This window comes from Terribium retamae (assembly GCF_022347545.1).
Taxonomy (GTDB): domain Bacteria; phylum Pseudomonadota; class Alphaproteobacteria; order Rhizobiales; family Rhizobiaceae; genus Mesorhizobium; species Mesorhizobium retamae.
The window spans coordinates 22,949-34,617 of record NZ_JAKREW010000023.1 but is presented as its reverse complement, the minus strand read 5'-3'; the positions used below and the strand labels follow the sequence as shown (position 1 = coordinate 34,617).

The following is an 11,669-nucleotide window of genomic DNA, read 5'->3' as shown; positions in this document are numbered from 1 at the left end:
TTCCATGAACAATAGCGATCCCGTACGCCGCTTCTCAGCCGACGCCGTGCGCAAGTTCGAAACTCCAGCCGGAGACAACGCAGCGTCCGGCGGCCTGAGCGAACTTGCCCAGCAAGTCGCCGCGCAGTATCGCCGCGACACGATGTCCCCGGTCATGGTCATCGGCTCGCTGCGCCTGATCGAATTTTCGCTGCTGTTCCTGTCCGGCCTTGGGCTTTATGTCTTCTACGAAGGTTTCTTCCGCAATCTCGGCTGGCAATACGCGGTGACCTTCGGGGCAGCCTCGCTGCTGGCGATCATCCTGCTCGAAGTCGCTGACTGCTATCAGGTCCCCCGGTTGCGGAGACCCGTCGCCAATTTCGGCCGCCTTCTGTCAGTGTGGGCCGGCACCTTTGCCGGTCTGGCCGTGGCCGCCTTCTTCCTGAAGATCTCAGAAGACTATTCGCGCCTCCTGTTCGGCACCTGGTTCATCGTCGGCTTCGCGCTGGTCTTCCTGGAGCGCGTTGTGACAGCCCGTCTGTTGCGCCGCTGGGCGCGGGACGGACGGATGGAGCGCCGCGCCGTCATTGTCGGCGGCGGCAAGGCTGCCGAAACCCTCATCCGCTCTATCGAAAAGCAGCCGGATAACGATATCCGCATCTGCGGTATCTTCGACGATCGTGACGACAGTCGCTCGCCTCCCGTGGTGGCCGGTTATCCCAAGCTCGGTACGATTGCAGAACTCATCGAATTTGCCCGTGTCGCCCGCATCGACATGCTGATCGTGTCGCTGCCGATCTCAGCGGAAGCACGCGTGCTGCAGTTGTTGAAGAAACTCTGGGTGCTGCCGGTGGACATCCGGCTTTCGGCTCACAACAATCAGTTGCAGTTCAGGCCACGTTCTTACTCCTATATCGGCTCCGTGCCGCTGCTCGACATCTTCGACAAGCCGATCAACGACTGGGATTCCGTCGCCAAGCGAGGCTTTGACATCATCTTTTCGATCATCGGTATCGTCTTGTTCTCGCCGATCATGCTGGTGACGGCGATCGCCATCAAACTCGACAGCAAGGGCCCTGTCCTCTTCAAACAGAAGCGACACGGTTTCAACAACGAGGAAATCGAGGTCTACAAGTTCCGCTCCATGTATGCGGACAAGTCCGATCCCAGCGCCAAGAAAACGGTGACCAAGAACGACCCGCGCGTCACCCGCGTCGGCCGCTTCATCCGCAAGACTTCGATCGACGAACTGCCGCAGTTCTTCAATTCATTGTTCGGCACGTTGTCGCTGGTCGGCCCGCGTCCGCACGCAGTGGCCGCACAATCGCACAACCTGCTCTACAACGAAGTCGTCGACGGCTATTTCGCCCGCCACCGCGTCAAACCAGGTGTGACCGGCTGGGCCCAGATCAATGGCTGGCGCGGTGAAATGGATACCAACGAAAAGATCCGCATGCGTACCGAGTATGATCTTTATTATATCGAGAACTGGTCGATGCTGTTCGACCTGAAGATCCTGCTGTTGACGCCGGTGCGCCTGCTCAACACGGAAAATGCCTATTGAGCACCCAGACCTATGAGCTGCCGCGGCAGGCGGTCAATGCAAAGCTGATCGCGCTCCTCTCATCGGGCGCGATCGTTCTCGGCATCCTGCTTTCCGGCTTCGTCATTGAGGAGCCGGCTCCTTACGAACTCTACATGGCCGCACTGATCGGCATTTGGGCGCTGTTTGGCTTGTATATCTCGCGCGCAGTCGTGCCGCTGCTCGTCCTGCTGGTGACCATGAACATTGGCGGCATGATCGCCATGACGCAGATGGCGGATCTGTCCTGGACGCCACTTTACCTCGCGGTGTCGTTATTCCTTGCCTTCACTGCTGTGTTCTTCGCTTCGGTGATCGAACGCCAGCCTGGTCTCTATCGGCCGATCTTCCTGGCCTATGTTACTGCCGCAGTCGTCACCTCGATCCTCGGTATCGCCGGTTACTTCAAGCTGTTTCCGGGCGCGGAGATCTTCACCAAATATGAGCGCGCCGCCGGTGCGTTCCAGGATCCGAACGTATTCGGTCCTTTTCTGGCCTTGCCGGGCATCTACTTGTTCTATCGGCTGCTGACCGGCCCCGTGCAGCGCATGCCACTGATAGCGGTTCCTTTGCTGATCGTTGTAGGCGGCATTTTCCTGTCCTTCTCGCGTGGCGCCTGGGGGTTATTCGGGGTTGCTGTGATCCTGACCACAGGCCTGGTATTCCTACAGAACACCAGCGGCCGCTTCCGCTTGCGCGTGATCGTGATGACGCTTGCGACAATGGTGCTTCTGTTGGTTGCCATGATCGTCATCCTGCAAATCCCCGGCGTGGCCGAAATGCTGACCACCCGCGCTCAACTGGCGCAAAGTTATGACACTGCGCGGTTCGGACGCTTCGCACGCTACGCGATCGGCTTCATGCTGGCTCTCGAGAAGCCCTTCGGCATCGGTGCACTCGTATTCGGCAAGATCTATGGCGAGGACACGCACAACATCTGGCTGAAGACGCTGATGGACTATGGCTGGCTGGGTTTCGTGTCCTACCTGATACTTACCATATGGACGCTTGTGGGCGGTTTCAGGCTGCTTCTGCGCAACCGGCCCTGGCAGCCTTATGTGCTTTGCGCCTATGTCGTGTATGTCGGCCATATCGGATTGGGCAGCGTCATCGACACCGATCATTGGCGCCATTTCTATCTGCTGCTCGGCCTGATTTGGGGCGGCATCGCGCTGGAGTATCGTTATCAACGCCGTCTGCTGGTGCTGCCGTCAACAGGCTCCACGCCGTCAGGCGAGCCGGGGACAGCCAAAATTATGCTGGTTCCCGCGCAACCTACTGCAAAGCCAAAGCGGTCCGTATCGCTTCTATCTCTGGCAGCGGTGAAGTAACCTTCTCAAATGAGGTCCTAAAGCCCTGACGCACAACAGCTGGACGCTCGCCGCCAGGGAAGCGAGTTTGGTTTGGGGACAGAAACATCCCACCTACAGATTCCCTGCGAAACAGGTTGACCGGCGAATGCCTATCACGTACATCGCGACCGGCTCGGAGTGTAGCGCAGCCCGGTAGCGCACTTGACTGGGGGTCAAGGGGTCGTGGGTTCGAATCCCGCCACTCCGACCATTCTTCCCGATAGATCGACTTGACCCCAAACGGCATCCAGCATGCCGTTCGACTTCTACCGCCCGGGACTTCAAAGCGTTTCCGTTTTTCACGGAAACGCGGCAACGCTCTAAGTTTTTGTTTTCGTCGCATTTTTGTAACGCCAAGTGATTCCACTTGGCTACAAAATGCTCTAGCGCACCTGATCGAGCAGACGCTTGCATTCCAGCAGGTCGAACAGCGCTTCCTGTAGCAATGCTCGGTTGTCGCGTGAAAGCTTGCCTGAACCGGCCTGCACCGGCCCCTCGTCATCTGCCTTGCCAAGGCCGAAGAAGCGGCGATTGGGCTTGGCAGTTGGTTGGCCTACCAGCAATTCGTCTTCAGCGCGCGGTTGCGCACCAGGCGTCAACGGCACTTCTTCCGCCTGCTTGCGCTGGGCAATCGCTTCAACGGCCGCAACGTCGCCGTGGCCAACAGCGATCAAGAACTGGTTCCCGTTCTCGCGCAGAAGCTTCTGCACGCCCTTGATCGTATAACCCTGGTCATAGAGCATATGACGAATGCCCTTGATCAGCTCGACGTCCTGCGGCCGGTAATAGCGGCGGCCGCCGCCGCGTTTCATCGGCTTGATCTGGGTGAAACGCGTTTCCCAGAAGCGCAGCACGTGCTGCGGCAGATCAAGGTCTTCTGCAACCTCGGAAATGGTGCGGAAGGCGTCGGGGCTCTTGTCCATGGGCGGATCCTCGCGCTGGGCATCGGATCGGACGCGTCGTCGCGTGCGCCGGGTCAATCCAATGCGCAAAGAACAGACGAACCGAAGATTCGACACATCTATGTCGAATCGAGGTTTATTTCAGCGGTTTATCGCCTGATTTTCAAGCCTGGCCTGAGGCTACGGCCGGTTTTCAACCGGCTAGTCGGCTATTTGCCTTTGGTCTTGGCCTGATGCGAGCGCAGGATTCGACTCTTCAACACGTTCGAAGCCTTGAAGGTCATCACCCGGCGCGGCAGAATCGGCACTTCTTCGCCGGTCTTAGGATTGCGACCGATGCGCTCGTTCTTGGAGCGCACATGGAAAGTCGCGAAGGACGACAGCTTGACCGTCTCTCCGCGCACGATCGCCTCGCAGATTTCGTCAAGCACCGCTTCGACCAGTTCGGCCGACTCCGTGCGGGACAAGCCGACTTTTCGATAAACGGCCTCTGCAAGGTCAGCACGTGTAAGCGTCTTTCCCCCCATCAGACCGTCCTATCAGCTTTTGCTCAAATGTATCGACTAAACGAGGGCGGAGCCTAAGTAATTGACTCGACAAGGTCAAGAACCGAACCGTGCGGTTCGCCTCACCATCTGACGAGAACCGCACCCCAGGTGAAACCACCACCCATCGCCTCGAGAAGAACGAGGTCGCCGCGCTTGATGCGACCATCGACGGCAGCGATCGAAAGCGCCAACGGCACCGAGGCGGCCGAGGTGTTGCCGTGCTTGTCGACCGTGATCACCACTTTCTCTTCCGCAATGCCGAGCTTCTTGGCGGAGGCGTCGATGATGCGTTTGTTTGCCTGGTGCGGCACGAACCAGTCGAGGTCTTCGGCCGTGATACCCGCCTGCGAAAACGTCGCCTCGATGACGTCGGTGATCATGCCGACGGCATGCTTGAACACTTCCCGGCCTTCCATCCTGAGATGACCGACCGTTCCCGTGGTCGACGGTCCGCCATCGACGTAGAGCTTTTCCTTGTGCGTGCCGTCGGAACGCAGGCTGGCTGCCAGCACACCACGATCGGCGATCGTGCCCGCCCCTTCTGTCGCCTCCAGCACCAGCGCACCGGCGCCGTCCCCGAAAAGCACGCAGGTGGAGCGGTCATTCCAGTCGAGAATTCGCGAGAACGTCTCGGAGCCGATGACCAGAACGCGCTTGGCCAGCCCCGCACGGATGTAAGCATCAGCCGTGGTGACCGCATAGACAAAGCCGGAGCACACAGCCTGCATGTCAAATGCATAGCCATGGCGCATGCCCAGCCGCTGTTGGATCTCGACCGCTGTGGCCGGGAACGTATTGTTGGGCGTGGAGGTCGCCAGCACAATCAGGTCGATATCGTCAGGCGTCAGACCGCCATTGGCAAGCGCGGCACGCGCCGCAGCCTCGCCGAGCGAAGCAGTCGTTTCGTCATCCGAAGCGATATGCCGCTGGCGGATACCGGTACGCTGGACGATCCATTCGTCCGACGTCTCGACCATGCCCTCGAAATCGGCATTCTTCATGATGCGGCGGGGCAACGCCTGGCCCGTACCGCGCACGACTGATCTGATCAAGCTAGTCTATCCTTCTTCGTCGACCGCGACGTCGGGCCTTCTCGAGGCCGGAGACTGAGGGTTGCGCGCGTGAAACAGATCGAGATCCGCCTCAATACGATCAAGCAACCGGTTGCGCACCATGTCGTAGGCCAGTTCCACCGCCGCTGCAAACCCTGCCGAATCGGCACCGCCGTGGCTTTTTACCACGACACCGTCCAATCCGAGGAAAACACCGCCATTGGAACGGCTGACGTCCATTTTTTCGCGCAAAAGGTCGAAAGCGCCTTTGGCGAACAGATAGCCAATGCGTGCCATCAGGGTTCGGCCCATGGCCGCGCGTAAATACCCGCCGATCTGGCGCGCTGTGCCTTCCGCGGTCTTCAAAGCGATATTGCCGGCAAAGCCCTCCGTCACCACGACGTCAACGGTGCCCTTTCCGATGTCGTCGCCCTCGACAAAGCCGTGGTAGGTGAGTGAATTCATGTCAGCCTCGCGCAGCATGCGCCCGGCCTCCTTGACCACTTCCTGGCCCTTGATCTCTTCGACACCAACATTGAGCAGGCCGACAGTCGGCCGCTCCACACCGAAGACGGCGCGTGCCATGCCGGTGCCAAGAATGGCGAAATCGACCAGCTGGTGGGCGTCGGCGCCGATGGTTGCACCGACATCCAGCACCACGCTTTCGCCACGCATGGTCGGCCAAATGGCCGCAATCGCAGGCCGATCGATGGTTGCCATCGTGCGCAGGCAGAATTTCGACATCGCCATAAGCGCGCCGGTATTTCCTGCGGACACGCATGCATCGGCAGAATTGCTTTTTACCGCTTCGATCGCCTTCCACATCGACGATTTCCAGCGGCCATGACGCAATGCCTGGCTTGGCTTGTCGTCCATGCGGACAGCCACATCGCAGTGGAAGAATTCGCTCTTCTCGGCGAGGCCGGGAAATTTCGCCAATTCAGGCCGTACCACTTCCTCGCGACCGTAGATGACGAAACGGATGTCCGGACGGCGGGTGGCGACAGTATGGAGCGCCGGAATGACCACGCCGGGACCGTGGTCGCCGCCCATGGCATCAATGGAGATTTTTATCACGCGTTATTCATCTCGTGGGGTTGGCTTGGGACCATCGTGACTTTCCGGCGAAAATAGCGGTTTTGAATCCCCGCACAACCGGCTTTTGTCGTCAGTCCATGGCTTTCAGGATTTTCCTAGCAGGGATTTCAGCTTTCTCTGGAATTCGCTTTCCTCTGCCGGTTCTTGCGAGGCGATGTCGATCGTCACACCAAGCTTGCGCGGATAAGGGTCGATCGCCAGGCCAAAGAACTGTTCGGCCAAAGCACCGACATCGACGGTATCGCCGCTGAAGGTTTCCGGACTGTCTGGCCCTTCCGCATCGAGCATGATCTCGCCACCGCCTTCGAATCCCTGGCGACCAAGTTTCGAATCCTCGGGAAGAAAAAGGCCCTCCACCTCTTCGTCGATATGGGCAGTGACAGGCTCCAGCGTTACCACGCAGGCCTGGGTGATGTCTGCTTCGACGCGGCCGGTCACTTTGACGCCATGGCGCTTCCACGGAGCGACCAGAAGCTCGGCGACATAACGCTCGACCGAGAGCAAATCATGGTCCTTGGCCAGAGCTTCACGCTGAGCCGGATCCGCTTCGATGCGTACCGGCATACCGTTTTGCGGCAAGCGCGAAACATGTGCGTCGAACGAGACGGAACTCGTGGACTCTTCCTGGTGCTTCATCGTTATTACCCTTCAGCCTGCGGCGGCCGGATAGGAAAGCTCACCCAGACAGATCGCCTGCGACGACTGTCCGGCGAGCGCGTCTCTGGCCCGCATTACATAAGTCGCCATCTGAGCCGCCTCCTTCCAGACCGCGACTTCAGGGCGAACGTTGCGGGATAAGGCGGCTGCAAGATCGCCCTCGTCATTACGTTCCAACGCATCCGCATAGGCGGCGGTTCGCCCATAATACATCTTTGCCAGCTTCTTCATGCGTTTCGGCACGCCGACATCGCTGATGCCGAGCTCCCGCAGCGAATGGTCTACATCGGTGAAGAACTCGTCGATCAGCGTCTGGGCCAATTCCCCTGCCACGCCGCTCTCACCATGTAGCCGGTGCTGGAACAGGAACATGTGCAGCGACAGCATCTCGAAACGACCGAGCGGCGTGTCGGGCACATTCCAGTCCGAATAAAAGAAAGTTTGCCGCGCCGCCGCCACGATTTGCCCGTACAGGGCCTCGATTATGGCGCGGTTGGCTTGACGTTGGCGGCCGAACAGGCGCTGAAACATGGGGACGGTCTCCCGGGGACCTGTTTGTTAAGGCACAATTGTTGCATCGGCGGCTAAGCTGGTTTACCGGTTTTGCCGCCTCGCGCAAGCCGGTGCCCGAGAGTGGACTATGGAGTTGTCGTTGCGCGCATTGAAATTCAAGTCGACCGCCTTGCTGGCAGGTCCTGCTTCCGTCGCCTCGATGCTTGTCATTGCGACGGCGCTGAGCGGTTGCAATTCGTCCAAGATGTTCGGGGACCTCACTCCCGGCGAAACCCTTACCCAAGGCTACATCGTCGACCAGCAGACGCTGGATTCGGTTCCGGTGGGCTCCAGCCGCGAACAGGTCCTGCTTGCGCTCGGCACCCCCTCCACGACCGCGACCTTTGACAATGAGGTCTTCTACTACATCTCCCAGACACGCCGCCGTTCGGTTGCCTTTGCCAATCCGCGCGTTGTCGACCAGAAAGTGCTGGCGGTTTATTTCGGACAGGACGGTCGTGTTGAACGTCTTGCCAATTACGGGCTGAAGGACGGCAAGGTGTTCGACTTCATCTCACGCACGACGCCGACCGGCGGCAAGGATCAGAATTTCCTCGGCCAGATCATCTCCGGCGCCGGCAAGCTCAAGCCCAATCCGGCGGCAGCGCTCTAATCCATCGGCAGTGCGGCCAGCAACGGCCGAACGCATGAAACGAAAGAACCCGCGGGAGCGATCCCGCGGGTTCTTGGTTTTCGGACCGAATTCAGACAGGCTTAGCTGTGAGCCAGTACAGCCAGCAGCAGCAGCGCGACGATGTTGGTGATTTTGATGGCCGGATTGACGGCCGGACCGGCGGTATCCTTGTAGGGATCGCCGACCGTATCACCGGTTACGGAAGCCTTGTGGGCTTCCGAGCCCTTCAGATGCTTCACACCATCCTTGTCGACAAAACCGTCCTCGAACGACTTCTTGGCGTTGTCCCATGCGCCGCCACCGGAGGTCATCGAAATGGCCACGAACAGGCCGTTGACGATGACGCCAAGCAGCGACGCTCCAAGGGCCGCGAAAGCCGACGCCTTGGAGCCGGAGATCAAAAGCACGCCATAGTAGACAACCAGCGGCGCAAGCACCGGCAACAGCGAGGGAATGATCATTTCCTTGATTGCTGCCTTGGTCAGAAGGTCGACCGCGCGTGCATAGTTGGGCTTGGACGTGCCTTTCATGATGCCCGGATCTTCGCGGAACTGGCGGCGCACCTCTTCCACGATGGAGCCGGCCGCCCGGCCGACCGCCGTCATGGCAATGCCGCCGAAGAGATATGGGATGAGACCGCCGAAGATCAGGCCGGCGACCACATAGGGGTTCGACAGGTCGAAGGAGACCGTGCCGAGATCGGAGAAGTACGGATATTGCGCGGCGTTGGCTGCGAAATATTGCAGGTCGTTCGAATAAGCGGCGAACAGGACCAGCGCGCCGAGGCCGGCCGAACCGATGGCGTAGCCCTTGGTGACGGCCTTGGTCGTGTTGCCGACGGCGTCCAATGCGTCGGTCGAATGGCGCACTTCGCTCGGCAGGCCCGACATTTCGGCGATACCGCCGGCATTGTCGGTTACCGGGCCGAAGGCGTCGAGCGCCACGATCATCCCAGCGAGACCCAGCATGGTGGTGACGGCGATCGCCGTACCGAACAGGCCTGCCAGTTGGAAGGTGGCGATAATGCCGCCGACGATGACAATGGCCGGTAGCGCCGTGGATTCCAGCGAGACCGCGAGGCCCTGGATGACGTTGGTACCGTGACCTGTCACGGATGCCTGGGCGATCGAATTGACCGGGCGCTTGTTGGTACCGGTATAATATTCGGTGATCACCACGATCAGTGCCGTCACCAGCAAGCCGATCAGGCCGCAGATGAACAGGTTCGTGCCGGTCACGACATGCGCGCCGGTACCGATCGTCCCCCAGCCTATGGTCATGGAGGTTGCGGCGCCCAATCCGACGATCGACAGGATGCCGGTGACGATCAGGCCCTTGTAGAGCGCGCCCATGATTGAACCGTTGGCGCCGAGCTTCACGAAGAACGTGCCGACTATGGACGTGATGATGCAGGCGCCGCAGATGACGAGCGGATAAAGCATCATGCTGGACAGAACATCGGTGCCGGCAAAGAAGATGGCGGCCAGGACCATGGTGGCGACCACGGTCACGGCATAGGTCTCGAACAGGTCGGCAGCCATGCCCGCGCAGTCGCCGACATTGTCGCCGACATTGTCAGCGATGGTAGCGGGATTGCGTGGATCATCCTCCGGGATGCCGGCTTCCACCTTGCCGACGAGATCACCGCCGACGTCGGCACCCTTGGTGAAGATGCCGCCGCCGAGACGCGCGAAGATCGAAATCAACGAAGCGCCGAAGCCCAAAGCCACCAGCGAGTCGATAACGGTACGGTCGCCGGGAGCCAGGCCCAGCGGACCGGTCAGTACCCAGTAGTAGACGGAGACGCCGAGCAGCGCCAAACCTGCGACCAGCATGCCGGTGATGGCACCCGATTTGAAGGCGATGTCGAGGCCGGCCGAAAGGCTGTTCGACGCGGCCTGCGCCGTGCGCACATTGGCGCGCACCGAAACGTGCATGCCTATGAAGCCTGCCGCGCCCGAAAGCACAGCACCGATCAGGAAGCCGATGGCAGCGGTACCCGACAGCAGCCACCAGGCCAGCAGGAACACGACGACCCCGACGATGGCGATGGTGGTGTATTGGCGCGCCAGATAGGCCTGCGCACCCTCGCGGATAGCCGCGGCGATTTCCTGCATGCGCGCGTTGCCCTGGTCGGACGCCAGCACGGACTGTGTAGCCCAGATGGCATAGACGACCGAAAGCACGCCGCAGAGGATGACGACATAAAGCATGGTCATTTGCGGATTATTCCTCGATCTATGGCCCGGCAGACCTCCTCCCCAGGCCGTGGAACCGAACCGAGACTCCCGAGCGGAATCCCGACCCCTCGATCGATTTATGCAAAGCCGTGGTCCAGACCGTCAAGCCGGCGTGCGACATTTGCCCGCATTTGCCTGCGACAGTTTACCGCGCCCCGGCAAACCAACCGGCCGCTCAGCCCGCGCATCACTGATTAGGACAAGGTTTTTCAGTCGGACACGCAACGCCGTCTATAACGCCGCTACTGCTGGAGATCGCTGTCTGGTTGCATGATGTAGATCAGAACGACAAGCATGGTCATGTAGAACTTGAAGGCGGCTTCCTGACCGTTCCAGGTTTGCGATTGCCACATTGCGAACCATTCGCCGCCAACGACCATGAAGCCGAAGTACCAGACCAGGAAGCCCATGGTGGTGGCGATGATGGCGAATTTCTTGGCATCGTTGAATGTTTGACCGCTCGCCTTGCGGGCACTCCACAGGTTCCAGGCAGCGATCAGGAAGAGCACGCAGGTCAGCGCCTCGCCGAAGATGATCAGCCAATAACCTGCAGTCCAAAGCGCAGGATTGGTGATCGAACGGTACATCAGCGCATTGCCCGGAAAGGTTGTATCCATGGAAAGCACATGCTGGACAAAGGCAAAGTTCGAGCCATAGTCGGTGATGTTGCCAAAGGCGACGAGGAAGGCGAACGCCGCCAGACACAGGCACATGATGATCTTGGAGAGACGTGACGTCATGGCAAAAGCCCCTTCTGCTTTCGATGATTCTGGTCACGGCAAAGCAAGATCACCGAGTCCCGTCGAACACGCAAGAAATGCAACGACGATTGTCTTGACCACGAGTGCGGAACGTCACGCGCAGGCTCACGATCTGACGGAACTGGTTTCACTGCGGCTACCGGAAAGCTGCGCGGCCGGCGATCTTGTGTCGTTGGAGGCCGGCAGCGGCGTGCGCCACGACTTTTCCATCATCCGCCGCCGGTGGATGGCCAGCGGGACTTCTGCAAAATTGGAAATCACGCTCGACTACCCGGCAACGTCCGCAAGGCGCTGAAAAAGCACCGGTAATGG

The 11,669-nt window shown here is 59.7% G+C and carries 12 protein-coding genes and 1 tRNA gene; 5 read left to right on the top strand and 8 right to left on the bottom strand.

Features of this window, described 5'->3' with window-relative positions; translation table 11 throughout:
- The first annotated feature begins 4 nt into the window (after nt 1-4).
- The 3 genes from L4923_RS20155 (at nt 5) to L4923_RS20145 (ending at nt 3,124) form a co-directional block, all read left to right on the top strand.
- Entirely contained in the window at nt 5-1,543 is a 1,539-nt protein-coding gene (locus tag L4923_RS20155; protein ID WP_239368410.1) for an undecaprenyl-phosphate glucose phosphotransferase, read from the top strand.
- On the top strand, nt 1,540-2,892 hold the full coding sequence (locus L4923_RS20150; protein WP_239368408.1) for an O-antigen ligase family protein: 1,353 nt from the start codon (nt 1,540-1,542) through the stop codon (nt 2,890-2,892). Before L4923_RS20155 ends, L4923_RS20150 begins: the two co-directional genes overlap by 4 nt.
- A 155-nt stretch (nt 2,893-3,047) precedes the next feature.
- Nucleotides 3,048-3,124, top strand: a tRNA-Pro gene (locus L4923_RS20145).
- Between the two features lie 172 nt (nt 3,125-3,296).
- On the opposite strand, the gene L4923_RS20140 is transcribed toward L4923_RS20145, so the two are convergent.
- The 6 genes from L4923_RS20140 to L4923_RS20115 form a co-directional block, all read right to left on the bottom strand.
- Nucleotides 3,297-3,836 carry a MerR family transcriptional regulator gene (locus tag L4923_RS20140; RefSeq protein ID WP_239368406.1) on the bottom strand — a complete coding sequence of 180 codons (540 nt, stop codon included), beginning with the start codon at nt 3,834-3,836 and terminating at the stop codon, nt 3,297-3,299.
- A gap of 188 nt (nt 3,837-4,024) precedes the next feature.
- Complete coding sequence (locus tag L4923_RS20135) at nt 4,025-4,342, bottom strand: integration host factor subunit alpha (RefSeq protein WP_239368404.1); 318 nt, start codon at nt 4,340-4,342, stop codon at nt 4,025-4,027.
- Nucleotides 4,343-4,443: 101 nt separating this feature from the next.
- Nucleotides 4,444-5,415, bottom strand: a complete 972-nt coding sequence (locus L4923_RS20130; protein WP_239368402.1) for a beta-ketoacyl-ACP synthase III — start codon at nt 5,413-5,415, stop codon at nt 4,444-4,446.
- Nucleotides 5,416-5,421: 6 nt separating this feature from the next.
- A complete protein-coding gene (gene plsX / locus L4923_RS20125; RefSeq protein ID WP_239368400.1) occupies nt 5,422-6,492 on the bottom strand; it encodes a phosphate acyltransferase PlsX in 1,071 nt (356 codons plus the stop codon).
- Between the two features lie 105 nt (nt 6,493-6,597).
- Nucleotides 6,598-7,149 (bottom strand): YceD family protein, encoded by a 552-nt coding sequence (locus tag L4923_RS20120; RefSeq protein WP_239368398.1) that lies wholly within the window; start codon nt 7,147-7,149, stop codon nt 6,598-6,600.
- 12 nt (nt 7,150-7,161) lie between these two features.
- The gene (locus L4923_RS20115; RefSeq protein ID WP_239368396.1) at nt 7,162-7,701 is read right to left on the bottom strand and encodes a ubiquinol-cytochrome C chaperone family protein; all 540 of its coding nucleotides are present in this window, start codon (nt 7,699-7,701) and stop codon (nt 7,162-7,164) included.
- A gap of 121 nt (nt 7,702-7,822) precedes the next feature.
- On the opposite strand from L4923_RS20115, the gene L4923_RS20110 reads away from it, so the two are divergent.
- Nucleotides 7,823-8,335 carry an outer membrane protein assembly factor BamE gene (locus L4923_RS20110; RefSeq protein ID WP_425530980.1) on the top strand — a complete coding sequence of 171 codons (513 nt, stop codon included), beginning with the start codon at nt 7,823-7,825 and terminating at the stop codon, nt 8,333-8,335.
- A gap of 101 nt (nt 8,336-8,436) precedes the next feature.
- On the opposite strand, the gene L4923_RS20105 is transcribed toward L4923_RS20110, so the two are convergent.
- Both L4923_RS20105 and L4923_RS20100 read right to left on the bottom strand, forming a co-directional pair.
- Complete coding sequence (locus tag L4923_RS20105) at nt 8,437-10,575, bottom strand: sodium-translocating pyrophosphatase (RefSeq protein WP_239368392.1); 2,139 nt, start codon at nt 10,573-10,575, stop codon at nt 8,437-8,439.
- A 263-nt stretch (nt 10,576-10,838) separates the two neighbouring features.
- Entirely contained in the window at nt 10,839-11,336 is a 498-nt protein-coding gene (locus tag L4923_RS20100; RefSeq protein ID WP_239368390.1) for a DUF2165 family protein, read from the bottom strand.
- Between L4923_RS20100 and L4923_RS20095 the strand changes: the two genes are divergently transcribed.
- Nucleotides 11,335-11,652, top strand: a complete 318-nt coding sequence (locus L4923_RS20095; protein WP_239368388.1) for a hypothetical protein — start codon at nt 11,335-11,337, stop codon at nt 11,650-11,652. The genes L4923_RS20100 and L4923_RS20095 overlap by 2 nt on opposite strands.
- Nucleotides 11,653-11,669: the final 17 nt, after the last annotated feature.